The sequence below is a fragment of the Solwaraspora sp. WMMA2065 genome, assembly GCF_030345075.1.
GTDB lineage: Bacteria > Actinomycetota > Actinomycetes > Mycobacteriales > Micromonosporaceae > Micromonospora_E.
This window is the reverse complement of the sequence record NZ_CP128361.1, coordinates 6459286-6485756: the sequence shown is the minus strand read 5'-3', so window position 1 is coordinate 6485756 and position 26471 is coordinate 6459286. Positions and strand designations below refer to the sequence as shown.

Genomic DNA, 26471 nt, shown 5'->3' with positions numbered 1-26471 from the left:
TTGTTACGTTGACATGTCATCGTCGTTTATAAATGCGCATAGTTATAGCAGGTTGCCGACGACGGTCGCCTCCGGGTACTGGCGCCGCTGCTCCTCCCACTGCACGAGCATCGCCGACAGGAAAGGGCGACACAGCCGCGCGGTGAGCGTCGCCGTGTCGATGCGGTCATAGACCTCGATGTAGATCGCCGGCACCCCGCGCAACCAGGCAAGGAACACGAAGGGAAAAGCCACTCCGGCACCGGTGGTGATCACGGCGGCGACCCGCCGCTGCCGGAAGATCCGCACCGCGAGCCGGGCGTTGCGGACGAGGTTCCGCAGGTTCCGGGTCGTCGGATGGTGCGCCCACATGACATCCTCACCGCGCAGCAGCGAGGTAGCGTCCGGCGTGTCAAAGGTCACCCAGCACCGGGTGCGGTTGACGTACCACGGCTCGAGCGCGAGCAACTGCGCGAGGTGACCACCACTCGAGCCGACGAGCATGAGCGTGGGTGCACTGTCAACGTCAGGCACGTTGTTGGCCACAGATTCCCCCAGAGTTCACTAGCCGGCCAACCACTGTTTGGTTTAACAATATATGCGACCACGGCCGGAAAGAAAATTGGCGGAGGTCGCTTGACACCTTCCCGTCGATCCACTTGACCTGCGACAACATCCCCGACCACCGCAGTTCGCAACTACGCACCGAAACCGTCCGACAACTGAGCATTTCCCCAAACAGTTACTATCCGTGCCTAAATATGTGAGAGATTTTCTATCCGTTCGGTAGGATTAGTAGGTGAGCAGACCCCGGCGCCACCGCCGACAAGCTGGCAATCACATGATCGACAATCCTGACGTCGGGCACACGACAAGGGTGTCTCAATATATGAGACGATCCAGGGCGACTGTCAGTCGGCGCCCCGCTGCTCGATCACGTCCAGCAGTGCCGGGTGCAGCGCCGGATTCCAGCCGGCGCCACCGGTCGCCAGCCGCCAGGTCCGCAGCCACATCTCAATCAGGTAACTCTGGACGATCAGCCGCCGCTGCTCGGCGTCCACACCCAACGCTGCGGCCAGCCGGTGCAGCTGGGCGTCCACAGCAGCCGCCGCGCTCGCCGCCGAAGCCCCGTCGAGCACCAGTTTGCGCTGGAAGGCGTCGTGTGCAAGGTCGAAGCCGACCGGCACCTCGGGACCACTGTGCTCCCAGTCCCAGGCGACCAGCCGGCCGGCGTACCGGCCGAGATTCCACGGCACCCAGTCGCCGTGCCAGTGACCGAACTCGACCCGCACCTGCTCGAACCGGTCGGCCAGCCGTTCCACCGCCGCTGCCAGCCGGCGTCCGGCCAGCGGGTCGGCGGCGCCGGCGGCAGGCCCGCCGGCCGCCGGCGTACCGTCGGGTCGACCGGCCGCCGCCGTACCGTCGGGGTCACTGGCGGCCGCAGCGGCCGAGCGCCGCAGCCGGTCCAGGAAGGCCGAGCCGGCCAGCGGCTGCGGCGCGGCCGGCGCACCACCCCGCCGGGCGACCGCCAGCACCGCCGCGACCTGCGGCGGCTCGCCCAACCCGACCCCCCGCACGTCGGCGGGCAGCGGCTCGACGACGGTGACCGCCTGACCGGACCACTCGCCTGCGGCCAGCAACCTCGGCACCACCGGATGCTCGCCCACCCCCGCGACCGGCGCCACCGCCGCCAACGCGGCGGCCTCGGCACGAACCAGTTCCCGGGTGGCGTCGTTCCAACCGATCTTGGCGTAGCCGCGTGGCCGGCCGGCCGCGTCGAACAACTGCACCGTCGGCTTGTGGTTCGGGTCCGGCGGACGGACCCCGATCGCCGCGTACCAGCGGGCCCCGCCGGAGTGCGCCGCCAGATGGTCGACCAGCGTCAGCTGCCCGGCCGGCTCCGGCCCGGCTGGCCCGGCCGGCGGAACACCGGCCGACCCGGTGCCGCCCGGTGCCGACACGGTCAGCACCGCCGGCCGGGTCACCTGCAGCACCCCGGTCCGGGCCGCCAGACCGAGCAACGCCCGGGGCAGTCGCACCCGCAGCGGGCGCAGCGCGTTGTACGCCCAGACCGAGGCGGCGGTCACCCGACGCGGTCCCAACGGCAACAGGAACCGGGCCCGGGCCGGTGACGGCACCACCGCGTACCGGGCCAGCAGCCGGTCGGCCGGATCCAGCGCCGGCTGCGACGCCCCGGCCGGCAGCAGCGTCAGCCGGACCCGTTCGTCCGGGAAGACCGCCCGGGTGACCCAGCCGAGACCATCGTCGCGGCGACGTGGGTCGGTGCCGGTCATCGCGGCGCCCCGGCCCAGTCCAGCCGCAGCCCCAGCCGCTGCGCCAGCGCATCGTTGTGCGGCTGGTAGTAGGCGGTCAGCTCGGCACGCAGCGCGTCGTCCATCGGCGCCGACCGGCGGTCGTTGTACACCTTGAACGTCGGCAGCTCATGCCCGGGCAGGCCCAGGAAATCGAGCGTACGCAAGTAGGCCGACCGGGTGTCGCGGTAGAACTCCTCGCTGGTCAGGAAGAGGAACTGGGCGCGGTCGAACCGGTCCAGCCAGGGCTCGAGATGCTCCAGGTAGCGCCCACGCGCCCGGTAGGTGTACCAGTCGTACGGCTCGGAGAAGAAGTTCGGATCGGCGATCAGCCGGTCACGCTCACCGGCGGTCCGCTCCGGCTCGCTCGCCAACGCCTGCGGGAAATCCAGCGGCTCCTTGCCCTCGGTCCGCCGCTCCTTCCAGTGCGAGTACGCCCGCTCGACCGGATCGCGCAGCAGCACGATCAGCCGTACCTGGGGCAGCAGTTGCTGGACCCGCTCGGCGGCCGTCGGGTGGAACATGTACAGCGGAGCGGCCTCACCGGCGCGCACCGGGCCGCCGTACCGGGCGGCCAGCGCGGCGCGCTGGCGATCCGTGGGAAAGTGCGACCGGTACCACGCCTCCCCCCGCGACCAGTGCTCCTCGAAGTAGTGGGTGGCCTTGGTGTTCCAGGCCGGGAACAGCCGGGGCACCAGCGGATGCTGGATCAGGTAGTTCCACAGCGACGTGGTGCCGCCGCGCTTCGTGCCGATGATCAGGAAGTCCGGGAGCGGGCGACGGTGACTGGTACGTACTCCGTAGAGCACCATCGACTCGCGTACCCGGTCGGTCACCTGGGTCGGTACCGCCTGCTTGATACGATCCCTGATGGACGTCAAAGCCTTCTCACCCACCTTTCTGTCTGACGCTGCGCCACACCCGGCGCCGCACACCCGGCAGCGCCGACATTACGATCACGACCGCGCCGACCAGGGCCAACGCGGTTCCGAGGCCGGCCACGTCCCGGCCGGCCGCGACGACCGCGACCACGCTGACCGCCCCGACACCGGCCAGCGTCGCCGCCGCCGCCACCGACACCGACCGGTCCACCAGTGGTTGCCCGACCACCAGCCGGGCGGCGGTCGCCGCGATCAGGTTCTCCAGCACGATCCCGGCGGCCCAGGCCACCGCCACGCCGAGCACCCCGTGCCGGGGCACCAGCCAGAACGCCAACGACACCGTCGCCGTCAGATTCACCAGCGTGGCCACCAGGTGCAGGCCGCTGTGGCCGCTCATCAGCAGCAACGTCTGCACGTTGCCGACCGCGATGTTCACCAGCATCGCGACGGCCAGCACCGTCATCGCCGTGGCACCAGCGGCGAACTCCGGTCCGAAGATGCTCAGGAAGCCCGGTGCGAAGACCGCCAGCAGCAGATAGACCGGCCAGGAGAGCACGATCGCCCAGCTGGTGGTCTGCCGGTGCACCGCTGCCGCCTCGGCCGGCCGGTCCGCGCCGAGCAGCCGGGACAGCTGCGGCGCGACCGCGACCCGCAGGCCCTGCAGGGCGAGCTGACCGGCCAGGATGTACCGACCGACCGCGCCGAAGATGCCCGCCTCGGCCTGCCCGGCCAGCGCCACCGCCAACAGCACCCCGATCCACATGCTGCCGGCGTCGATGGCGGCCGAGCCGGCCCTCGGCAGCGCGAACCGCCAGAAGCCACGCCAGTCCGCCGACCCGGCCCGCAGCCGGGCGCCGCGCCCCAGACCGAGCGGTCCGGCGACCAGACCGGCGCAGACCAGCAGGGCCGCCAGCGCCGGCACCAGCCAGCCGGCCAGCCCGAGCAGCACCGCGCCGCTGGCCAGCGCGGCGATGCCGACCAGCACCGGCCGGCCGATCGGCAGCAGGAAGAACTGCACGGCCACGTAGCCGCCGATCGGTCGGACCCCGCGTACGGCCGCGAGCATCAGACCGGTGGCGACGAGCATCGGCAACCCGACCGCGCAGAGCTGAACCAGGCGTACGGCGTCCGTGCTCGCCCGGTCGAACAGGCCGATCGCGAGCTGCGGGGCGACCAGCAGGCCGACGACGGCCACCACGATGGCGAACACCAGCGGCGGCAGCAACGCCACCGGCAGCATCCGGGCGGCGTCCCCGGTGGCGCCGGTACGGCGCCGGGGCAACGCCCAGAGCAGCCCCGTCTCGGCCCCCAGGGTGCAGACCGCGGTGGCCACGGTGAGCAGTCCGACGGCGGCGAAGAACGCGCCCGCACCGGTCGGCCCGTAGCCGCGGGTGATGACCACCGCGAGGACGAAGCCGAACAGCCCGCTGACCGCCGCGCCGGCCAGGCCGATGGCACCGCTGCGGGCGCTGCGCCGGGTCTCCCGCTGATCGGTTTCGGCGGTCACCGTACGGCCCCGACCAGGCGCTGCGGAACTGGACGCTGACTGGGCGGGCGGCCCGGACGTTCCCGGTCGACGAGCACCAACGCCACCCCGGCGACGTAGAAGATCGCAGTCAGGTTCTGGTTGACCAGGCCGTAGAAGGGCAGTTGGACCAGGCCGATCAGCGGCACGACGGAGAGCCACTGCGCGGCCGCCGTCCGGGCCGGCCAGCAGCGGAGCCCGACGATCACGAACCAACCGATGAAGCAGACCAACGCCGGAACACCGTGGCTGAACAGCACCGCCCACAGTTGACCCTGGGTGCCGATCGGCGCGTCGGCGGTGACCGTGTCGACCTGCACCGGTGCGCCGAAACCGAGCACCGGTGACCGCTGGACCCAGCGCAGCACCTCCAGGTAGAGCGACAGCCGGTCGGTGTTGGTGTCGCTGACACTCACCCGGCGCTCGATCAGCTCGCCGATTGGAATGAACAGGGTGACCAGCCCGCCGGCGGCCAGCATCCCGAGCATGGACGCCAACGCCTTGACGTTGCCCCGGGCCGCGGCCCGCAGGCCGAGCACGGCCAGCCCCACGCCGAGGCTGAGGAACATGCCCCGGTTGAGGGTCAGGAACGCTGGCGGCAGTGACAACGGCAGGGCGACCAGCAGGACCGTCCGGGCCGGACCCCGGGCACCGAGCAGCAGGCAGGCCACCACCGCCGGCAGGGTGATGGCAAATGTGCTGCCGAACGTGTTGGTGTAGGCGAACGGGGCCGCCGGCCGGAAGATCGGATCGGTCGAGCGGGCGCTGTACTCGGTCGCCTGGGCGTGCACCATGTCCCGGATGAACGGGTTGCCGGACAACCCACCCGGTAGCACCAGTTCGAACGGGGTGACCATGCCGAACCGGGGCATCAGCAGGCCGAGCCAGCCGAGCAGCACCAGGGCGACGAAGAACGCGCACAGCGGGCCGAGCACCACCGTCAACGCGTCCCGCTCCCTCGCCATCGTGTACACGTAGCAGCAGACGACGATCGCGGTGACGTAGAACAACAACCGGAAGGTGAAGGTGAGCAGCGCGCCGACGTCGGCCAGCTGGGTGGCGCTGACCACCACGAGGGCCAGGAAGGCCAGCCAGAGCCCGGCGCCGGCGGGCAACGGGATCTGCCCCCGGACGAACATGACGATCAGCAGCAGCGAGCCGAGCACCGGCCAGCCGAAGTAGAACAGCCCGCAGAGCCACCAGACCGGCACCAGGCCGAACATCAGCCACAGCGGCCAGATCGGCAGCGCTGGGGGGTGCCGGGCCTGGTCAACCACGGCCGCTGCCGGTGAGCACGAAGCCGAGCGGCTCGGCCCCGGCGGCACGCAGCCGGTCGGTCAACCGGCGCAGGTCGGCCAGCCGGGTACGGTCCCGCTCGACCACGACGATCGCGGTGCCGGCCCGTGCCTCCCGCACGCCACGCTCGTCCGACTCGGCCGGTGGGGCGTTGAACAGCACGATCTCCCCGTCGCGCGGCGCCTGGGCGTACAGGCCGATCCGGACCATGCCGGCCCCGACGGTGAGCGCGTCCGCCGGCAGAGTACGCACCGGGATGGTGGCCACCACCGGGCCGCCGTCACCGGTCGGGCGATCGCCGGCCGCGGCCCGGTCCCCGCCCGACGGCCGTGCCTGCCCGGTACCCGGGGTCGGCCGGGGCGACGGTCGCCGGGCGGGACCGGCCGGGGCGTCCGCCGTGTCGGTCACCCGGGGCAGGATCACCGTATGGTCCTGGTCGACGTTGGGCAGGGAGAAGATCAGGGTGCTCTCCGGGTCGCCGCTGTCGCCGGAGCGCTGCTCCGCAGCACCCGGCGGGGTCGGTGCCCCACCGCCCGGCTGCGCCGGAACGAACGGCCCGGACGGCACCCGGCGCCGGTCGGCGAGCAGCGCGTCGCGCAGCGCGGTCACCCGGTGGCTGTCGTCGCCGATGTAGACGTCCCGCCCGTCGGCGGCGAGCGCAACGGCGAGGCTCGCTGTCATCGGGGTGGTGTCCTCCCGGTTGCGCGACGAGATCACCACCACCGGGGTTCGGACCGCTTGGCGGAGCTGTTCGGCGATGGCCATGCCGACGTACCGGACGTCGGCATCGACGGTACGCGCGTCGACCCGCAACCCGCGGCGGCGTACGGTGCCCAGCAGCGGCAGCCCGGCGACTTCGCTGGCCTCCGCCTCGCTGCGGATCCGCCGGTCCACCGACTCCCGCAGGTAGGTCAGCAGCACCCCGAGCACTGCGCCGACCAGCAGGCCGGCCAGCAGGTACAGGATCCCGGGCGGACCGTCGGTGGACAGCTGCTGCTGGGCGCTCTGGGTGATCCAGCCGGGCGTGACGTCGATCGCCGCGATCTCGGTACGGGCTGCGTTGAGCTCGGTCAACTGATTGCTCAGCGAGCCGAACTCGGCCAGCGCGGCGTCGGCCGCCGGGGTACTGTTCGCGTTGGCGACCCGCCGCTGCGCCGCGTCCTGCTGCTCGGCCACCTTGACGATGCTCTCGTCGTAGGAGGCCAGCATGTCGGTCCGCTGCCGCTCGTACATCTCCTGGCGGACCTGCAGGTAGGTAGCGGCCGCCAGGTTCACGGTGTCGACGGCGTCGTCGACCGTGCCGGTCGAGTAGGTGAACCGTAGGATCTGGCCGCCGGTGGGGACCTCGATCTCCAGCGCCCGGCGGACCTCCACGACGTCGGAAGACCGGGCCTCGGCGATCCGGGAGAGCACCTCGGTGCTGGCCGCGATGCCACTCTCGACGTTCATGTTGACCGAACGGTCGGCACCGGCCCCAGGGTAGGTGAAGGCGTCGGTGACCACCGGCCGGACCGCGACGACCGCGGTGGCTGAGGCGGCGGGTGGGGCCACCACCAGGTAGCCGATCGCCAACAGCAGACCGGTGACGGCACCCGCGACAACCGTCATCCACCGCAGACTCGGGATCCGCAGCAGGTCGGTGAGGGTCACGGTCCGGGCTGGCTGATCACTCATCGAACTTCTTCACAATCTGCTGCGGATTGCCGATCACGACGACCCGGTCAGGTACGTCGACGCGAACCACCGTGCCGGCGCCGACGACGCTGTCGTGGCCGATCCGGACGCCCTTCATCACCAGGACGTGCGCCCCGATCCAGACGTTGTCCCCGACGACAACCGGTGCCCGGGTCGCCGGGCCGGGCGGCGCGTGCCGCAGCTGCGGCGGAAGATTGTGGAAATCGTTGTCCATCAGTTCGCAGTCGGACAACAGACAGCGGTCGCCGACCTCGACGGTGGTCCAACTGCCGATCCAGGTGGCGTTGAGCAGGCAGTCGGCACCGACTGTGACCTCACCCGTGCCGGCGAAGCGGACCAGCTTGTTGAGTCGGGTCCGGTCGCCGATCGTCACCCGTACCCCTCGGCGCAGCCGGACCCGGCCCCGGATCTCGACGTCCCGGCCGAGCCGCAGCCGGGGATAGCGCAGCTGGTAGTAGGCCCGCTTTACGGCGAACAACACCCGCAGCAACGCGCCATGCCGACGTGTGCTCGACCCCACCGGTCCGCCTCCCCTGTGCAACGATGCCTCACCCTACAAATGGCCGGTGGGCCGGCAGCAGGGATGCTGCCGCCGACCCACCTCGCTTACCGGGGGCGCTATGCCGCCCGGTCACTCCACCGCGAAGAACATCGACCGGTTGGTCCAGTCGAACGCCGGGTCGGGCTCGGCCAGCACGGTCACCGAGGTGCCGGCCACCGCGACGTCGGCGGTCGGGTCGAACGGCACCGACCGCAGTCGCCCGTCGGACGAACCGAACACGATGGCGCCGGCCACCCAGGCCATGCCACGGACCGAGCTCCAGGTGACGCCATCAGTCGGTACGGTGAACTCGGTGGCGCCGAGGTAGTTGCCGTCGAGTTCGAAGTACCGGTAGAACAGCTGGTTGTTGCCGCTGCCGGAGCGGGTGTAGTAGAGCCGGCCGTCCAGGTAGAACGCGGCGTTCAGCGACAACGCATCAAACCAGGAGTTGTAGCCTGAGCTCTCCCACGGACCGCCGACGCTGCTGCCGTTGAACATCGAGATGTCCAGCCGACTGCCGGTGTCGGTACCGGCGACCGGGCGGGCCCAGTAGATCCGGTCGTGCACTCGCCACACCGCGCCCGCGTCGACCAGGTTCGGCTGGTTGGTGACGGTCGCCGTGCCAAGCGTCGCGCCGTCAAACGGCACCTTGGCCAGGTCGCCGTTGGCGGCCGGCAGGTAGAGGTAGCCGGTGCCGCCGGTCGGCGGGTTGCGCGGCACGACGGTCCGTCCACCCGCGTCGGGGAACATCCCCAGCCGGCCGTGGTACTCGTTGCCCATGCCGTCGGAGTTGTGGCCGAAGTAGAGGCCGTCCGAGCCGAACCAGAGCACCGGCACCGCAGAACCCCAGCTGCTCGCGCCGGACGGCAGCGCCGATCCGCCGCTGCGCCGCGGGTTCCAGTTGACGGGCATCCCGGTCGCCACGGTCACCGCGCCGATGCCGAGCCGGTCGATCGCGCCGTCACCGGCGTTGTCGCTGCGGTTCGGGTTGTTCAGCCAGCGGAAATGCCCGCCGGTGTAGGCGATGCCGTCGCGGACCACCACCGAGGTGATTGTGTCGTTGCCGGTGAAGTTGAGCCAGGTGGCGTCGAGGCCGCTGCCCCGCGTGGCGGTCTCGTAGCGGGCCAGCACGTCGCAGTACGCGGTCGGCCAGCCCGCTCCCCCGTTGGTACCGACGACGAAGTAGCTGCTGTCGTCGCCGAAGCTGATGTCCTGCACGTAGTGGGTGAAGGTACGCCAGGAGCAGCTCGGGGCGAACCGGTGGTTGCTGTCCCAGTCGACCAGGGTCGGGGTACCGGTCAGGTCGACCATCGCGATCTGCTCCCGGGTCAGTCCTTCGACCTCTCGGAAGTTGCCGCCGAAGACCAGCGTGTCGCCGTCGGGTGCGACGTCGAGCGTCCACACGTACGGCGGCACGTCGTGCCGGCCCACCGCGATGTCGACGTCGAAGGTCGGATCGATCGCGCCGGTATCCACGTCCAGCCGAGCGAGCCCGGCGTGCTGGGTGCCGTTGACCCAGTTGAACGCACCGCCGATGTAGAGCCAGTCGCCGCTGACCTCCATGTCGCGGACGACGCCACCGTCGGAGCGGCCCTCCCAGGACGGCACCGTGGTACCGGTCGCCGGGTCGAGGGCGACCAGGTTGCGGCGGGACTCACCGTTGACGTTGCGGAAGACCCCGCCGACGATCAGCTCACCGGCCGGAGTGACCTCGAGGGTGTTCACCGCACCGTCCAGGTCGGGCTGGAACCCGGCGACCAGCGCGCCGGTGGACCGCTGGTAGGCGAACAGGTACGGCCGGGCCTCCCAGGTCGCCGAGCTGGTCGGCCGGACCTCGGTGAAGGTGCCACCGACGAAGATCACGCCGCCGATCTCGGCGAACGCCCGGGTCTCACCGTTGCGGGCGTGTGGAGTGTGGTCCGCCGGATTGGTCGAGACCAGAGCGGCCGGAGCCGGGGTGGGGACGACGGCGGCGCCCGCAGCCGTCGCATCGATGATCAGTGTTAGCACTGCGGCGGTCGCGACCAGGGACAACGCCCACGGACGACGGCCGCTGGACAGACGCCAGCCAGGCTGGGATTGGTTCACGCTTCCCTCCAGATGGGAAATTGTCTCAGACAGCGTGCGCCAACCCCAGCCGGGTCAGACATCCACCGATCGGACGGCGACCAATCGGGTTTCTACCAGGATCGCTGAGCGTCCTACCAGGTCAGCTCCGACCCGGCAGCGGCTGCCGGAAGTAGGAGTCCTTGCCGGCCTTGGTGAATCCGGCCAGCGCGGACGGGTTGTGGTTCATCGTCATGTTGCAGGTGGCCGATGTGGTCGTCGATCCGGCGGAGTTGAAGTAGATCACCGCCTTGATCTTCGGATGCGCCTTGATCGCCGCCGGGAACTGCTCGAACCACCGCTGCTTGGCCGCCGGGTCGTCCGGGTGGAAGTTGCTGCCGAACTCGGCCAGCATCCGGGGTTTGCCCACTCCGATGCGGTGCTCGTCCAGCCAGCGGTAGAACCCGCCGACCGTGGTGTGCGGATCCTTCCAGGTCTTGCCGCCGTTGCAGGCGTAGAAGTTGTACGGGTCATAGCCGACCCAGTCCACATAGGCATCGCCCGGGTAGAGGCCGGCGTACCGGTCGTAATGCCCCGACCAGCCCATCATCACCCACACCCACACCGCGTTGTCCGCGCCGGCCTTCGCGAAGCGTTGGTGCACGTGCCGCCAGGCCCGGACGAAGTCGGCGTCGCTGCCCTTCACCGGCTCGTCCTCCGGCTCGTGGTCGAAGCCCATGAACACCGGCACCCCGGTCGCCTTGATCCGGCCGGCCACGTCGTCGATCACCGAGTCGTACCGGCCGCTGTAGACATCCCGCCAGCTCAACGTGGTGCCGGAGGAGAAGATTCGGGACTCCCAGGCGAAGAACATGAGCCGGCCGCCACGCATCTGCTCCTGCTCGAACTTGTCGGGGAACGCCCCGTTGCTGCCGGCGTTCGAGAAGTCGTGATAGCGGTGCACGATGTCGAACTTGCGCCCGACCTGAGTCTCCACCTCGGCGACCGCACCCCCATGGTTCCAGCCCTTCGCGGCGCTGGTTGGCGAGTACATCCCCCACCAGGCACCGCAGGCGGGCACCAGCAGGTCCGAAACCGAGCCGCAGCCGGCGCCGGGGGCCGGCGGGCTGGCCGACGCGCTGGGCGTGACGGTCGGCGACGCGGACGCCGACGCGGACGCCGACGGGGCAGCCGTGGTCGGCACCGGCGCGCTAGGCGGCGCGGACGGGGTGGGTGCCGCGGCCGGTGGCGGGCTGCTGGGCGCTTCCGCCGCCGGCTCGTAGCTGATCATCAGGCGGGGCCGGATCGACTGGTCGCGGTACTCGACCGACGGCCAGTAGACGCGTTGGTTCAGCCCGGTCTGGCGCAGCGCGAACGTGTAGGTGCCGTTGCCGGCGACCTGCGCGGACACGTCCCACTCGTTGTAGCCCTTGCGGACCGTCGGCAGCGTCGCGAGCGCCCGGTCGACGGTACGGGCGACCCCGTCCGCCCCGGCCAGCGACGGCCGCGGCTGACGGGCGTCAACTGCGGTCCGGTACGCGGTGACCCGCGCGTCCAGGTCCTGCCAGGAGTACAGCTGCAGACGGACCCGCAGATTGCGAACGGTCTTCGGCAGTTGGTCGACGGTGAACTCGACGATCGCGTCCCGGGCCCCCCGCGGGTTGCGCTCGCAGAGCGCGGGACAGGTGGCCAATGTGCTCTTCGCCCCGTTGTCACCGTCCTGCGGCACGTCGGTAGCGGTGGTGTCGGCGGTGGCCGACACGGTGACCTCGTCGTCGGCGAGCAACGGCAGGGCGGTGACCACCATGCCGGCCAGCAGCGCGGCGCTGACGCCGCCGACGATCAACCGGCGACGGCCGGACCCGGTACGCGCGATGGCATCGCTCAATCTGTGTCTACTCAAGAAAACAGCCCCCCTGTGGCACGAGCTTGCCGCGCGAGCCTAACGGGGGTGAGCTCAGATATACGCCGAGTAACCGGAGATCTAAGCACTAATTAAATTTACCGGCGTCATCCGAGGGTCTTCGCGACGACCTTCGCCATCAACCGAAATGCCTTGCCACGATGGCTGATCGCGTCCTTCTCAGCCGGGCTGAGCTCGGCGTTCGTCCGTTCCTGGCCGTCACCGAGGAAGATCGGGTCGTAACCGAAGCCGCCGTCGCCGCGACCGGCGCGCAACAGCCGGCCGGACTGGCGTCCCTCGACCAGGTGTTCCTTGCCGCCGGGCAGCACCAGAGCCGCCGCGCAGACGAACGACGCCGCCCGGTGCTCGTCCGGCACGTCGGCGAGCTGAGCCAGCACCAGATTCAGGTTGGCGAGGTCGTCGCCGTGCCGGCCGGACCACCGGGCGCTGAACACTCCGGGCGTCCCGCCCAGCGCGTCGACGGCCAGACCGGAGTCGTCGGCGACTGTCGGTAACCCGGTGTACCGGCATCCTTCCCTGGCTTTGAGCAGTGCGTTCTCACCGAAGGTGAGGCCGGACTCGGGCACCTCCGGGTAGGCCTCCAGGTCGGCCAGCCCGACCAGTTCGACCCGGTGGGCGCCGAGCGAGGTGTCCAGGATCCGCTGCAGCTCGGCCAGCTTCTTGCCGTTGCGGGTGGCGAGCAGCAGCCGGGTACGCCCGGCCGGTGCCGCGCTCACCGGTCCAGCACCTTACGCTGCGCGGCGGTCAGCTCGGCGCAGCCGGCGACCGCCAGGTCGAGCATGGCGTCGAGCTGGTCCCGGCCGAACACCGCCGCCTCGCCGGTGCCCTGCACCTCGACGAAGTCCCCGTCGCCGGTGCAGACCACGTTCATGTCCACGTCGGCCGCGACGTCCTCCAGGTAGCACAGGTCCAGCCGCGGCTCGCCGTCTATCACGCCGACGCTGACCGCCGCGATCGAGCGCCGCATCACCCGGTCCGGCTTGCCGCTGAGCGCCTTGCGGTCGGCCAGCCAGTTGACCGCGTCGTTCAGCGCGACGTAGCCGCCGGTGATCGCGGCGGTCCGGGTTCCGCCGTCGGCCTGCAGCACGTCGCAGTCCAGCACGATCGAGTTCTCCCCGAGCGCCTTCAGGTCGACGGCGGCGCGCAGGCTGCGGCCGATCAGCCGGGAGATCTCGTGGGTCCGGCCGCCCAGCCGGCCCTTGACGCTCTCGCGGTCCGACCGCGTGGTGGTCGCGCGCGGCAGCATGGCGTACTCGGCTGTCACCCAGCCCAGTCCGGAGCCCTTCCGCCAGCGGGGCACCCCCTCGGTGACGCTCGCGGTGCAGAGCACCTTGGTCTGCCCGAACTCGACCAGCACCGACCCTTCCGGGTGCATGCTCCAGTTGCGGGTCAGGGTCACCGGTCGTAGCTGAGCGTGGGTGCGTCCGTCGGGTCGTGCCATGCGCAGAGCCTATGTGCCGCGCCGCCGCGGGCCCCGTCCGGGTCACACCGGACCGGTCAGGCGGCGACCGGCAGGCGGGCCACGACGCCGGGTGCGTCCAGCACGGCGCGGTAGTGCTCGATCAACTCGTCGCCGATCGCCGCCCAGGTGCGGCCGGCGACCGCGGCCCGCGCGGCCCGGCCGTACCGGGCCCGCCGGGCCGGGTCGGCGACCAGCCCGGCGACCGCCCCGGCGAGCGCCGTCGGGTCACCGGGTGGCACCAGCAGCCCGGTCACCCCGGGCGTGACCAGGTCCATCGGCCCGCCGGCGGCCGGCGCCACCACCGGTACGCCGCTGGCCTGCGCCTCCTGCACGGTCTGGCCGAAGGTCTCGTGCGGCCCGGTGTGGGCGAAGACGTCGAAGCTGGCGTACAGCCGGGCCAGGTCACGGCCGTGCCGGGCACCGAGGAAGCGGACCGCCGGCAGGGCGCGTTCCAGCTCCTTGCGGGCCGGTCCGTCACCCACCACCACGACCCGTACGCCCGGCAGCCGGCTGGTCTCGGCGAGCAGGTCCACCCGCTTCTCGGCGGCGAGCCGGCCGACGTAGCCGACCAGCGTCTCGCCGCCGGGGGCCAGCTCGCTGCGGGTCCGTTCGCAGCGGTGAGCCGGGTCGAACCGGACCGGGTCGATGCCGCGGCCCCAGATGCGTACCCGGTCGATGCCGTTGGCGGTCAGGTCGGCGGCCGCGGCGGTCGAGGGGGCCAGGGTGCGGTCCGCCGCGTTGTGGATCTCGCGCAGCCAGCGCCAGACCGTCGCCACGCTCCACCCCAGGTGGTACGCGCGGGCGTAGGCGGCCACGTCGGTCTGGTAGACCGCCAGGGTGGGTAGCCGCAACCGGCGGGCCACCGTCAGTCCCCGCGCGCCGAGCACGAACGGGCTGGCCAGGTGTACGACGTCCGGGGTGTGGTCGGCCAGCACCTCGGTGAGCCGGCGGCTCGGCAGACCGAGCCGGAAGCTTCGGTACAGCGGCACCGGCAGGCTCGGCACCCGGATCACCGGGTACGGGTGGGTGCCGGCCTCCGCCCGCTCGGCGGCGGCCGGTGCCGGTGCGATGACCAACGGTTCATGCCCGCGTGCGACCAGGTGTTCGGCGACCCGAACCACGGAGTGCGCCACCCCGTTGAGGTCTGGTGGGAAGGACTCGGTGACGATCGCGACGCGCATGGGTGTCACGTTCGCGCCCGTGCGGGTGGCCGAGGCTACGCCGCGTTGACCAGCGGGCGAACTCTGCGGCAAGAGACCGGTTGGCCGGAGTCGACCGGTCAGACCTCGTAACGGGCACCGGCCCGGACGATCTCGACCGGCCCGTCGAAGCTCGACGCCGCCGCCTCGAACGTCGACGCCTCGCTGCCCCAGGCGGTGACCAGATGGGTCAGCAGCAGCCGGCCGACGCCCGCCTTGGTCGCGGCCTCCCCCGCCTCGCGGCCGGTCAGGTGCAGGTCCGGCGGATTGTCCACCCCGTCGAGGTAGCTGGCTTCGCAGAGGAAGACGTGCGCGTCCTGGGCCAGCCGCAGCAGCGCCTCACAGGGTGCCGTGTCCGACGAGTAGGTCAGCACCCGGTCGCCGTGCTCCACGCGTACCCCGTAGGTCTCCACCGGATGGTTGACCCGGTCGACGGTGACCTGCAGCGGACCGATCGGGAAGCTGCCGGGTTGCAGGCCGTAGAAGGTGTAGACGTCATCGACCGGCTCGCCGCTGATGTTGTACGCGGTGGCGATCCGGTCGGGTGCGCCGGCCGGGGCGTAGACCGGCAGCGGCGGGTACGGACCGTCCGGGGCGTAGCGCCGCACCACCACGTAGGTGCAGGCGTCTAGCATGTGGTCACAGTGCAGGTGAGTGAGCAGGATCGCGTCGACCGCGTGCAGGCCGGCGTACCGCTGCAGGGCGGACAGCGAACCCGAGCCGAAGTCGACGAGCAGGCGGAACCCGTCCGCCTCGACCAGGTAGGCCGAACAGGCGGCCTCGGGTCCGGGGAAACTCCCGGCGCAGCCGAGTACGGTCAGACGCATCAACTGTTCCCACGGACGCGGTGAGACACCGGCGATGCGCCGTTCATGCCATCGAAGATCTCCACCAGCGGCTCTGCCACGCTCGGCAGCCTACGCCGCAGCCAGCAGCGGTATGAAAGATCCGCTGCAACTTGTCGTCAACGTGACACCGAAGCGCGAACAACTGGAGCGACTTCGACAACCCGCCCCAGGATCGCCCATAGCGCAACCAATCATTTGCACCGGAGCACCAGGCCACAGACGACGCCGACCGGTGCGGCTCAGGCCCAGAGCTGACCTTCCAACGCTTCCTCGGCGTCGGACAGCGTGCCGCCGTACGCACCGGTGGAGAGGTACTTCCAGCCGCCGTCGGCGACCAGGAACGCCACGTCGGCACGGCGGCCGGCCTTGACCGCCTCGTGCGCGACGGCGAGCGCGGCGTGCAGTACGGCACCGGTCGAGAAGCCGACGAAGAGCCCTTCCACCTCGACCAACTGCCGGGTCCGCAGCACCGCGTCGCGGGTACCCACCGAGAACCGCCGGGTGAGCACGCTCGCGTCGTACAGCTCCGGCACGTAGCCCTCGTCGATGTTGCGTAACCCGTACACCAGCTCGCCGTAGCGGGGCTCGGCGGCGACCACCTCGATGCCGTCGACCTTCTCCCGTAGGTAGCGCCCGGTGCCCATCAGGGTGCCGGTGGTGCCGAGCCCGGCGACGAAGTGGGTGACCGTGGGCAGGTCGCGCAGCAGCTCCGGCCCGGTCGTCTCGTAGTGGGCCTGGGCGTTGCCGCTGTTGCCGTACTGGTAGAGCATCACCCAGTCGGGGTGCTCGGCGGCGATCTGCTTGGCCGTGGCCACCGCCTGGTTGGAGCCGCCGGCGGCCGGCGAGAAGATGATCTCGGCGCCGTACATCCGGAGCAGTTGGACCCGTTCGGCGGAGACGTTCTCCGGCATGACGCAGACCAGCCGGTAGCCGCGCAGCTTCGCCACCATGGCGAGTGAGATGCCGGTGTTGCCGCTGGTCGGTTCGAGGATGGTGTCGCCGGGCCGGAGCCGCCCGGCCCGTTCGGCGGCGCGGACCATGAACATGGCCGCCCGGTCCTTGACACTGCCGGTCGGGTTGCGGTCCTCCAGCTTGGCCCACAGCCGTACCGGTGGTGCCCCGTCGGGCACCACCGGGGAGAGCCGGGGCAGGCCGACCAGCGGGGTGCCGCCACACGCGTCGAGCAGGCTGTCGTAGCGCGTCATGGCGGGCCGCTCAGCCGCTGACGGTGTTGGCGGCGGCCAAGGCGACGACGTCGCCCGCGCCGCCGGCCACCGCGGGCAGGATCGTCACGGTGTCCCCGTCGGCGACCTTGGCCTCGAGCGCACCGAGGAACCGGACGTCCTCGTCGTTGACGTAGATGTTGACGAACCGGTGCAGGTTGCCCTCGTCGGTGATCAGCCGGCCACGCAGGCCGGAGTGCTTGGCGTCGAGGTCGTCCAGCAGGGCGGCGAGGGTGTCCCCGTTGCCTTCGACGACCTTGGCGCCGCCGGTGTAGCTGCGCAGGATGGTGGGGACGCGAACTTCGATAGACATTGACGTGCTCCTATTGCAACGGTAGGTCGGACCAGACTGCGGTGCGGTACGGCGCCAGGGTCAGCGGCCGGACGAACACTCGTAGTCGACCGTGGTCGGGGTCTGCCCGAACAGGTACGACTGCACCGCGTGCGGGTCGACACCGGCGTCAATGAGATTGACCGGCTCCTCGGTCACCACCTCGTCCACGATGCGGAACGACCGGATCTCGGTGACCTCCGGGTCACGGGTGGAGACCAGCAGGTAGTGGGCCTCGGGCCAGCCGGCGATCGCCGCGTCGGTGCGGGACGGGTACGCCTCGGTCGCGGTGTGCGAGTGGTAGATCACCACCGGCTCCTCGTCCCGGTCGTCCATCTCCCGCCACAGATGCAGCTGCTCCATCGAGTCGAACTCGTAGAACGTCATCGAGCGGGCCGCGTTCTGCATCGGGATGTGCCGGGTCGGCGTGTCCGAGCCGGCCGGTCCGGCGACGACGCCGCACGCCTCGTCGGGGTGGTCCCGACGGGCATGGGCGACGATCGCGTCGATGATCGACCGGTCGATGCTCAGCACCACCCCAGCCTACCGCCTTCTCCGCTTCTCCGGCCCGGCCGGCCCGTGGCGGTCGTCACGCTGCCCGACACTGCCCGACACTGGTCGGCGCGTTGCTCGGCGCTAGTCGAGCAACGCGCCGAGCAGGGACTCCTGCAAATAGCCCAGATAGGCGTAGACCGACAGCTGGAACAGCCGGCTCGACGACGGATCGTCCCGCTCGGCCGCCGCCAGCTCGGCGCCGAGATCGGTGTCGGCCCGCACCTGCAACCGGACGCCCATCGCCAGCCGGGCGTCGTTGATCGCGCGCAGCCACGCCTCGGCCGCCTCGCCGTCCAGGCGGACCTCCGCGCCCGTGTCGTCGGCGTCGGCCGGCAGCGCGGCGAGCACCGCGCCCGCCTGGTCGATCTTTGCCGTCTTGAGGTCGCTCTCGGTGTACCGCCGCAGCTCCGCCGAGCTCGCCGGATCGTCCCGGTAGGTGTCCGGAAAGAGCCGGTCGACCACCGGGTCGTCCCGTTCGAATCCGTCGGTGAGCAAACCCACCACCTCGCCGGCGACCTTGCGCAGCACCCGTACCTCGTCGGGGGAGAAGACGGCGACGACGCGCCCGTTGCGGCGACGAAACATGCTCATGCCCGATCGACCGTCGCCCAGAGCCCGTAGGCGTGCAGCCGGGACGCGTCGAGCTCCATCCGCTCCCGGGGCCCGCTGGACACCACCGCCCGGCCCTTGTTGTGCACGTCGAGCATCAACTCCTCGGCCTTGGCCTGGCTGTACCCGAACAGCTTCTGAAAAACCCAGGTCACGTACGTCATCAGGTTGACCGGATCGTCCCAGACGATGGTCACCCACAGGCGTTCGTCACCTGGCATCTCGACCGTGTCCGGCGTCTCGACCGGAGCAACCTGGGGAGCCGCCATTCCCCCATCGTGCCACCGGTGGGGCCGGGGCGGACAACGCCCACCACGGTCAGCCCGGCGCGTCGCCGCTGTCGATCGCATCAGCCAGCAGGTTGGCCAGGCCACGCCGTACCGCGGCGAACCGCAACGCGATCTCCTGGGACAGCGCGATCTCCACCGCCCGCAGCGCCTGCTGGATCCAGGACCGGGCCTGGTCCGGCGCCATCCCGGTCGGCCCACCGCGCGGATGCCAGCAGTCGGCGGCGAGCGCTACGCCGATCGGCGGCACGGTGCACCGGGACCGCTGCGCCGGGTACCCGGCGAAGACGTCCACCACCACGGGGGACGGCCCGGTGACGGGGGACGGCCCGGCTGCGATGGACGGGACCGGCTCGCACTGGCCCGCAGCGGTCGTCAGAAGTCCTTCCGCGACCGCCGTGGGTGGATCCCCGAGCACCCGACGGCGGAGCTGCTCACGCAGCAGCGGACCGAGCCGCTGCGCCGGATCGACCCTGAACACATGCTCGACCACCTCGTCCACCGCGTCGTCCACCCCGACGGCGCAGGCCGCGCCGGCATGCAACGACAGAGCCAGGAACTCGCGGTCCAGGAAGCCGGGTATCCCGGCCGGTCCATTGCCGAACAGCAGCTCGCGTACCGCAGCCACGTGCAGATTGGCCAACTCGATCGCCAGGGTGTGCCGCACCCGCTGGCCGATCCGTCGCACCACCCGGTCCAGCTGCTCGGGCCAGTCGGCTGCCGGCCCACCGCGCGGCAGCGGCGGCGGCTCGTCGTACGCCAACTGATCGGCCAGACCGGCTCCGGCCCGGTGCAGCGCCTCCCGGGCGGCCCAGTCGGTCACCTCCCGGCGGAGAAAGGCCGCGTCGCCGGTTGCCGCGTCGACCGAATGCCAGGGTGCCTGTTCCAGCTCGGGTACGGCGGCCAGCAGCGCCGCCCGCTGGAACGACTCGCCCGCGCTCTGCACGCCGGCTGCGGTGATGGCGACGAACACCGCGACACCGGCGCGCAGCGCACGGCGCAGCAGTTCGTGCTCGACCTGCCCGGGCGGCGGCCCGGCACCAACCACGAAGACCAGCGCGCCGCCGCGTACCGCAGCGTCGAGCAGCACCGTCGCGCCGGCCGACCGGAGCGTCTCCAGGTCGGGCGAATCGACCAGGCTGAGCCGGCGCAGCGAGGCGTCCGGCCGGCTCACCTCGACCCTGCGCGGTGGACGGGGCAGGGCAAGCCCGGCACCGGACCGCGCCGACCGCGCCGGGACGATCCACGGCTGCGACCAGCCCGGCAGGTAAGCCGCGATCCGCTCGACCGTCCCGTGCCGGACGACCAGGAAACTCTCGGGCGGACGGAGGTCGGGCAACGATTCACCGTCGAGAAACGCGGTCAGCACGGCCCGGCGGCTGTTGGCGGCGGCTCCGACCACGACGGCCGCGACCGGTTCGTCAGCCGGGGACGGCGATGGCACCGGGGCGGCCATCGGCAGGTCCACGGCCAGGTCACCCGGGCGGCGCGGCCGCCTGCGCTGCCGGGGCACGCGGGCAGCGGAGCGGGTAGCCAGGCGATTCGACGGTACTGTCACAGACTCCACAAGCTGAGCTCCTTCGGGCGTCATCGCCACGAAATACCAGTACACCGACGCTACGTGCACAATCACTTACGCAGTGACGACCACCGTTACTCAACTGATCGAACACTTCATACTCAACTGCGAACCGGCCGCGCCCTTCCCCCTCCGCGACTGTTCTATATGCTCCCCTGCCATGGGCCTGTGGAGCTTCGTGGGACGGTCCGAAGAGCTCGACCGGCTGTTCGCCGCAGCCACCGACGGCGGTCGCGGCCTGATCCTCAGTGGCTCCGCCGGAATCGGCAAGAGCCGGCTGCTCCGGGAAGTCGTCAGTCGACTGCCGACCGATACCTACGCGGTCTGGTCCGCCTCGGGCAGCGTCAGCGCCGCCGGCCTGCCGTTCGCCGGCCTCGCCCAGGTCCTCCCGGCGGACCAGCCACCCGGGTTGTCCCCGTCAGCGCTGCTGCGTTGGGCCGTCGAGTCGCTGCGGCAACGGGCCGCCGGCCGGCCTATCGTGCTCGCCATCGACGATGCGCATCTGCTCGATCCCTCGTCGGCGGCGGTGACGAACCTGATCGCCCGCTCCGGTCAGGCCACTGTGCTGGGTACGCTACGCAGCGGTGAGCCAGTGCCACTGCCGATCCGGGCACTGTGGGCTGACGATCTCGTGGTGCACGACGAGTTGTCGCCGCTGGGCGTCGTCGACAGCACCGGCCTGCTGATGGAGCTGCTCGGTGGGCCGCTGGATCCCACGTCGGCCGAACGGCTGTGGCGGCTGTCCGAAGGAAACCCACTGCTGCTGCGGGAGCTCGTCATCGCGGCCCAGTCCGGGCAGGAGCTGACCCAGACGTACGGGGTGTGGCGGTGGACCGGCCGGCTGGAGCTGGCACCGAGCCTGACCGACCTGATCGACACCCGGATCGGCCAGCTCAGCCCGCCGGTTCGCGGTGTCGTCGAGCTGGTGGCGTTCGGCCAGCCGATCGGGCTGCGACTGCTGCTGCGGACCAGCCGGCACGCCGACGTGGAGGCCGCCGAGGAACGCGGGCTGATCCGGGTCGACATCGACGACCGCCGCCAGGACGTGCACATGGCCCATCCACTGTACGGCGAGGTGGTGCGCCGCCGGTGCCCGGTCACCCGGGCGCAGCGGCTGCAGGCGCAGCTCGCCTCGCTCGTGGAGCAGGCCGGGGCACGGCGCCGGGAGGACCTGCTGAGGGTCGCCGTCTGGCGACTCGAGTCGAACACCGCCGACGACCCGGCGATGCTGCTCGACGCGGCCGGCCGGGCGTTCACCGGGTACGACATCCCACTGGCCGACCGGCTGGCTGCCCGGGCGTTCGACGTCGGCGGTGGGTTCGACGCCGCCGAGCTGAGGGCGACCATCCTGATGTTCCGCGACGAGCCCGAGCGGGCCCTGGCCACCATCGAGGCGGTCCGCGACGAGGTCACCACCGACGAACGACGCAGCCGCTGGTTGATGGTGCTGGGACTGGTCGCCTACTGGGGGCTCGGCAACGAGTCGACGCTGGAGGACCTGGCGGCCGGTGCCCGTGAGCTGACTGACCCGGCCGAGCGGGTCCGGGTCGACTCGTTCGAGGCGATCATGCGGCTGCACCGGCTGGAGTGTGACGCCGCGCTGCGGCTGGCACACGCCGTACTCGACCGGCCGGCGGCCAGTCACGCCGCCCACGGGCTGGCCCAGTGCACCATCGCCCACCTGCAGGCCGCGCAGGGCGACCTGACCGGCAGCGGCCGGGCCATCGCCCGGGTCGAGGCCGACGCCCCGCACTGGCGTACCGAACTCCCCTACCTGCAGCTGGCGCTGGAACTCGCCCGCGGCACCCGGTTGGTGCTCGCCGGCGACCTGGCCGGGATCGAGGCGATCGTCGCCGAGGAGTTCGCCGACCTGGCCGACGCCGGTGACTTCCGGCTCGGGTCCGGATACCTGTCGGTGATCCGGGCGCAGGCCGCCCGGCTGCGCGGCCGGCTCGACGACGCGCTGCGACACAGCCTGCAGGCATGCGCCACGTTGGCCACCGGCCGGGTGTACGCGGGGCTGGCCCACGCCGAGCGCGCACACGCGGCTGCCCTGCGTGGCGAGGCGGCCCAGGCCGCCGCAGCGATGGCCGACTCGGACCGGGCGCAGACGCCCGGGATGGCGATCCTGTATCCGTGGCGGGAGCAGGCGCGCTGCTGGGTGACGGTCGCCGAGGGGGACGTCACCGGCGCAGTGGAGATGCTGCGGGAGCTGGCGGACCGGCTGCGGACCGACGGGCTCGCCGGCCACGAGGTGATGGTGCTGCACGACCTGGTCCGGCTGGACCGGGCCGACCTGGCGGTGGACCGGCTGACCGAGCTCGCCAAGGTGGTCGAGGGGCCGCTGCCGCCGCTGGTCCTGCGCCAGGCGCAGGGCGCCGCCAACGGACCGTACGGTGCCCTGCTGCGCGCCGCCAGCGGCTTCGCCGGCCTCGGGCTGCACCTGTTCGCCGCCGAGTCGGCCGCGATGGCGGTACGCCGGCAGCGACTGGCCCGGTCGCCGGTGACCGGACAGACCAACGTGCTGCTGGGCCGGTCGCTCGGCCAGTGCGTCGACGTGCGTACCCCGGCGTTGCTGGCCGGTCAGCCCAACCTGACCGAGCGGGAGCACCAGGTGGCGAAGCTGGCGGCGGCCGGCGTGGCCAGCCGGGAGATCGCGCGACGGTTGTTCCTGTCGCCCCGCACCGTGGAGAACCACCTGCAACGGGCGTACGGCAAGCTCGGCGTGACCGGGCGTGCCGAGCTGACCGAGGCGCTGCGCGCCCTGCCCGACGAGCCGGGGGCCACCGGGCCCGGCCGGGCCGGGCCGCACCCGCCGGGCGGCCGTACAGTAACCGGGTGACCAGCTCCAGCCCCGCTCTGCTGACCGACCACTACGAGCTGACCATGCTCGCCGCCGCGTTGGCCGACGGCAGCGCCCACCGGCACTGTGTGTTCGAGGTCTTCGCCCGGCGGCTGCCGACCGGTCGCCGGTACGGTGTGGTCGCCGGCACGGGTCGGCTGGTCGACCTGATCCGGGACTTCCGCTTCGATGCGCAGACCATCCGCCACCTGCGCGACCGTGCGGTGGTCGACGCCGACACCGCACAGTGGCTGGCCGACTACCGGTTCACCGGGGACGTCGACGGGTACGCCGAGGGTGAGTTGTTCTTCCCGAACTCGCCGATCCTCACCGTCTCCGGCACGTTCGCCGAGTGCGTCCTGCTGGAGACTCTGGTGCTGTCGGTGCTGAACCACGACTGCGCGATCGCGGCGGCGGCGGCGCGGGCGGTGACCGCGGCCCGTGGCCGACCGGTGATCGAGATGGGCTCGCGGCGCACCCACGAGGAGGCGGCGGTGGCGGCTGCCCGGGCCGCGTACCTGGCAGGTTTCGCGGCGACGTCCAACCTGGCTGCGGGTGCCCGGTACGGCATCCCGACGGCGGGCACCTCGGCGCACGCGTTCACCCTGTTGCACGACGACGAACGGGCCGCGTTCGCGTCCCAGGTGGCCTCGCTCGGACGGGACACCACGCTGCTGGTCGACACCTACAGCATCAGCCAGGGCATCCGCAACGCGATCGAGGTCGCCGGGCCGGACCTGCGAGCGATCCGGATCGACTCCGGCGACCTGTCGGTCCTGGCGCAACAGTCCCGGGAGCTGCTCGACTCGCTCGGCGCCACCGAGACCAAGATCATAGTCTCCGGTGATCTCGACGAGTACGCGATCGCCTCGCTCGCCGCCGAGCCGGTCGACATGTACGGTGCCGGCACCGCCGTGGTGACCGGCTCCGGCGCGCCGACCGCCCGGCTGGTCTACAAGCTGGTCGAGGTCGACGGCCGGCCGGTGGTCAAGCGCTCCGAGAACAAGGCCACCGTCGGGGGCCGCAAGGTGGCGGTACGCCGGCACAAGCCGACCGGCACCGCCACCGAGGAGATCGTCGTCTCGCAGGGGGTGCCGGACCGGTCCAACGGCGACCGGGTGCTGCAACGGTCCTTTGTCGCCGCAGGCGAGCCACTGGCCCGGCCGACCATCGCCGAGTCCCGTGAGCACCTGCGCCACTGCCTGATCTCGATACCGTGGGAAGGGCTGAAGCTGTCCGCCGGTGACCCGACCATCCCGGTGACCGTCGTGCCAGCCGAGCAGTGACCGCCGGGCCGCGACCGGCGCGACCGGTGACCGACCGTTCAGGAGCCAGCAGCAGGAGGACGACGACCATGCACCGGGCACTGATCATCGTTGACGTACAGAACGACTTCTGCGAAGGCGGCTCGCTCGCGGTGGGCGGCGGCACCGACGTGGCGGCGGCGATCTCCCGGAGCGTCGCCGAGGCGCCGCAGCGGCGGTGGCGGCACGTGGTGGCGACCAAGGACTACCACGTCGATCCCGGCGCGCACTTCGGCGACCCGCCGGACTTCGTCGACACCTGGCCGGCGCACTGTGTGGTGGGCACCGGCGGGGAGGAGTTCCATCCCGGGCTGGCCGTCGACCGGATCGAGGCGGTCTTCCGCAAGGGCCGGCACGCGGCGGCGTACTCGGGCTTCGAGGGCCACAGCGACGACGGCATCGGCCTGGCCGACTGGCTGCGGGAACGCGGGATCACCGGGGTCGATGTGGTCGGCATCGCCACCGACCACTGTGTACGGGCGACCGCGCTGGACGCCGCTCGGGCCGGCTTCGACACCACCGTACTGCTCGACCTGACCGCCGGGGTGGCCCGGGACACCACCGAGGTGGCGATGGACGCGATGCGGGCCGCCGGGGTGACGTTGACCGGCTCCCCGGTACTGCGCCCGGCCTGACCGGCCACCGGCCTGACCGCGCCGGCCGGGGCCGGACCGCAGGTCGGGCTGGCCGGCGCGGATATCGGCTGGCCGGCGTCGTACCCGGCGGGCATGATGCCGGCCGGAGGTAACACCGACTGATGAACCTGACTCCTTACCGGCAGGCGCTCGCGCTGCCCGGTGTGGCCCGGCTGCTCGCCCTGTCGGTGCTGGCCCGGATGCCGAACACCGCCGCCGGAGTGGCGCTGACCCTGTACGTCGTGCTGGACCAGGGCCGGGGGTACGGCGCGGCTGGTCTGGCCGGTACCGCGTTGACCGTCGGGGCCGCGATCGGCGCACCGGTGCTGGGCCGGCTGGTCGACCGGCGTGGACTACGTCCGGTGCTGGCCGTCTCGGCCGCCGCCCAGGGCGTCTTCTGGGCCGTGGCGCAGGCGCTGCCGTACCCCGCGTTGCTGGTCGCGGCGGTCGTCGCCGGCCTGCTCAGCCTGCCGGTGTTCTCGGTGATCCGGCAGTCGCTGGCCGCACTGGTCCCGGCGGAACAGCGCCGTCCGGCGTACGCCCTGGATTCGATGTCGGTCGAGCTTTCCTTCATGGTCGGCCCGGCCCTCGCGGTGCTGCTCGCCACCGCGGTCTCCCCCCGGATCGCGATGGTCGCGGTCGGCGCCGGCCTGGTCGCCGCCGGGCTGGCGCTGTTCGTCGTCGACCCGCCGATCCGCGCCCGGCACGAGGAAGCTGACCGAGCGGGCGTCCGGATCACCCGCCGGGACTGGCTGACCCCGCAGTTGCTCGGGGTCCTCGCGGTCGGCACGGCGTCGACGCTGGTGCTCGGTGGCACCGACGTGGCGTTGATCGCCGCGCTGCGGGAGAGCGACCAGTTGGTCTGGACCAGCGTCGTGCTCGCCGGCTGGGGGGCCTACTCACTGGTTGGCGGGTTCGCCTACGGAGCGACCCGGCGTGCGGTGCCGCCGGTCGGGTTGATGGTCGCGCTGGCCGCCGCCACGGTCCCGGTCGGGCTCGGGGCCGGGAACTGGTGGACGCTGGGGCTGGCCTTGGCCCCGGCCGGGCTGCTCTGCGCGCCGACGATCGCCGCCACGTCCGACGCGGTCGCCCGGCTGGCCCCGGCGGCGGTACGCGGCGAGGCGATGGGCCTGCATGGTTCGGCAATGACCGTGGGCATGGCCGTCGGGGCGCCGCTGACCGGTGCGGTGATCGACGCCAGTACGCCGACGTGGGGTTTCGTGGCAATCGGCGCGGCGGGGCTGCTGCTGGCACTGCCGATGGTCGCCATGCAGTTGCGCCGCCGGGCGATGCTGGACCGGGTGCCGGCCTGCGGTGACGGGCTCCCAGAGGCACGACGCGGCCCCGGGCGGAATGCGCCCGGGGCCGCGTCGTAGACCGATCGTGGGTAGTGCCAGC

Annotated in this window: 23 protein-coding genes; 4 read left to right on the top strand and 19 right to left on the bottom strand. The window is 71.7% G+C overall.

What is annotated here, in order from left to right; all coding sequences use genetic code 11:
• Positions 1–42: 42 nt before the first annotated feature.
• The 19 genes from O7610_RS29560 to O7610_RS29470 form a co-directional block, all read right to left on the bottom strand.
• Positions 43–483, bottom strand: coding sequence for a glycosyltransferase family protein (locus O7610_RS29560; RefSeq protein WP_281555468.1), 441 nt, complete (start codon positions 481–483; stop codon positions 43–45).
• A 407-nt stretch (positions 484–890) separates the two neighbouring features.
• A complete protein-coding gene (locus O7610_RS29555; protein WP_289212319.1) occupies positions 891–2273 on the bottom strand; it encodes a hypothetical protein in 1383 nt (460 codons plus the stop codon).
• Positions 2270–3172 (bottom strand): sulfotransferase domain-containing protein, encoded by a 903-nt coding sequence (locus O7610_RS29550; protein WP_289212318.1) that lies wholly within the window; start codon positions 3170–3172, stop codon positions 2270–2272. Before O7610_RS29550 ends, O7610_RS29555 begins: the two co-directional genes overlap by 4 nt.
• Positions 3173–3179: 7 nt before the next feature.
• On the bottom strand, positions 3180–4679 hold the full coding sequence (locus tag O7610_RS29545) for a lipopolysaccharide biosynthesis protein (RefSeq protein ID WP_289212317.1): 1500 nt from the start codon (positions 4677–4679) through the stop codon (positions 3180–3182).
• On the bottom strand, positions 4676–5920 hold the full coding sequence (locus tag O7610_RS29540) for an O-antigen ligase family protein (protein WP_281555467.1): 1245 nt from the start codon (positions 5918–5920) through the stop codon (positions 4676–4678). The genes O7610_RS29545 and O7610_RS29540 overlap by 4 nt, the downstream gene beginning before the upstream one ends.
• Positions 5921–5966: 46 nt before the next feature.
• Positions 5967–7667 carry a lipopolysaccharide biosynthesis protein gene (locus O7610_RS29535; RefSeq protein ID WP_281553599.1) on the bottom strand — a complete coding sequence of 567 codons (1701 nt, stop codon included), beginning with the start codon at positions 7665–7667 and terminating at the stop codon, positions 5967–5969.
• Complete coding sequence (locus O7610_RS29530; protein ID WP_281553598.1) at positions 7660–8208, bottom strand: acyltransferase; 549 nt, start codon at positions 8206–8208, stop codon at positions 7660–7662. Before O7610_RS29530 ends, O7610_RS29535 begins: the two co-directional genes overlap by 8 nt.
• A gap of 111 nt (positions 8209–8319) precedes the next feature.
• Positions 8320–10257, bottom strand: coding sequence for a hypothetical protein (locus tag O7610_RS29525; protein ID WP_475054366.1), 1938 nt, complete (start codon positions 10255–10257; stop codon positions 8320–8322).
• A 181-nt stretch (positions 10258–10438) separates the two neighbouring features.
• Complete coding sequence (locus O7610_RS29520) at positions 10439–12163, bottom strand: glycoside hydrolase family 26 protein (RefSeq protein WP_289212316.1); 1725 nt, start codon at positions 12161–12163, stop codon at positions 10439–10441.
• A gap of 122 nt (positions 12164–12285) precedes the next feature.
• Positions 12286–12915 (bottom strand): RdgB/HAM1 family non-canonical purine NTP pyrophosphatase, encoded by a 630-nt coding sequence (gene rdgB, locus O7610_RS29515; RefSeq protein ID WP_281553596.1) that lies wholly within the window; start codon positions 12913–12915, stop codon positions 12286–12288.
• On the bottom strand, positions 12912–13640 hold the full coding sequence (rph, locus tag O7610_RS29510) for a ribonuclease PH (RefSeq protein WP_281553595.1): 729 nt from the start codon (positions 13638–13640) through the stop codon (positions 12912–12914). The genes rdgB and rph overlap by 4 nt, the downstream gene beginning before the upstream one ends.
• 56 nt (positions 13641–13696) lie before the next feature.
• The gene (locus O7610_RS29505) at positions 13697–14842 is read right to left on the bottom strand and encodes a glycosyltransferase family 4 protein (RefSeq protein ID WP_281553594.1); all 1146 of its coding nucleotides are present in this window, start codon (positions 14840–14842) and stop codon (positions 13697–13699) included.
• A 98-nt stretch (positions 14843–14940) separates the two neighbouring features.
• Positions 14941–15687 carry an MBL fold metallo-hydrolase gene (locus O7610_RS29500; protein ID WP_281553593.1) on the bottom strand — a complete coding sequence of 249 codons (747 nt, stop codon included), beginning with the start codon at positions 15685–15687 and terminating at the stop codon, positions 14941–14943.
• A 260-nt stretch (positions 15688–15947) separates the two neighbouring features.
• Positions 15948–16913 carry a PLP-dependent cysteine synthase family protein gene (locus O7610_RS29495; RefSeq protein ID WP_289212315.1) on the bottom strand — a complete coding sequence of 322 codons (966 nt, stop codon included), beginning with the start codon at positions 16911–16913 and terminating at the stop codon, positions 15948–15950.
• 10 nt (positions 16914–16923) lie between these two features.
• Positions 16924–17244: a MoaD/ThiS family protein gene (locus O7610_RS29490; RefSeq protein ID WP_281553591.1), complete on the bottom strand. Its 321-nt coding sequence runs from the start codon at positions 17242–17244 to the stop codon at positions 16924–16926.
• 60 nt (positions 17245–17304) lie between these two features.
• On the bottom strand, positions 17305–17796 hold the full coding sequence (locus tag O7610_RS29485) for a M67 family metallopeptidase (protein ID WP_278167444.1): 492 nt from the start codon (positions 17794–17796) through the stop codon (positions 17305–17307).
• Positions 17797–17898: 102 nt separating this feature from the next.
• The gene (locus tag O7610_RS29480; protein ID WP_123600186.1) at positions 17899–18408 is read right to left on the bottom strand and encodes a DUF2017 domain-containing protein; all 510 of its coding nucleotides are present in this window, start codon (positions 18406–18408) and stop codon (positions 17899–17901) included.
• Positions 18405–18695 carry an ATP-dependent Clp protease adapter ClpS gene (gene clpS, locus O7610_RS29475; RefSeq protein ID WP_289212314.1) on the bottom strand — a complete coding sequence of 97 codons (291 nt, stop codon included), beginning with the start codon at positions 18693–18695 and terminating at the stop codon, positions 18405–18407. Before clpS ends, O7610_RS29480 begins: the two co-directional genes overlap by 4 nt.
• Before the next feature lie 49 nt (positions 18696–18744).
• Positions 18745–20181 (bottom strand): P-loop NTPase family protein, encoded by a 1437-nt coding sequence (locus O7610_RS29470; protein WP_289212313.1) that lies wholly within the window; start codon positions 20179–20181, stop codon positions 18745–18747.
• A gap of 289 nt (positions 20182–20470) precedes the next feature.
• Here O7610_RS29470 and O7610_RS29465 point away from each other — a divergent pair, with 289 nt between their 5' ends.
• The 4 genes from O7610_RS29465 to O7610_RS29450 all read left to right on the top strand — a co-directional run bounded on the left by O7610_RS29465 (position 20471) and on the right by O7610_RS29450 (position 26449).
• Positions 20471–23134: a LuxR C-terminal-related transcriptional regulator gene (locus tag O7610_RS29465; protein WP_289212312.1), complete on the top strand. Its 2664-nt coding sequence runs from the start codon at positions 20471–20473 to the stop codon at positions 23132–23134.
• Positions 23131–24420: a nicotinate phosphoribosyltransferase gene (locus tag O7610_RS29460; protein WP_281553586.1), complete on the top strand. Its 1290-nt coding sequence runs from the start codon at positions 23131–23133 to the stop codon at positions 24418–24420. Before O7610_RS29465 ends, O7610_RS29460 begins: the two co-directional genes overlap by 4 nt.
• Before the next feature lie 68 nt (positions 24421–24488).
• On the top strand, positions 24489–25073 hold the full coding sequence (locus O7610_RS29455; protein WP_281553585.1) for a nicotinamidase: 585 nt from the start codon (positions 24489–24491) through the stop codon (positions 25071–25073).
• 122 nt (positions 25074–25195) lie between these two features.
• Entirely contained in the window at positions 25196–26449 is a 1254-nt protein-coding gene (locus O7610_RS29450) for an MFS transporter (protein WP_289212311.1), read from the top strand.
• Positions 26450–26471 lie beyond the last annotated feature (22 nt).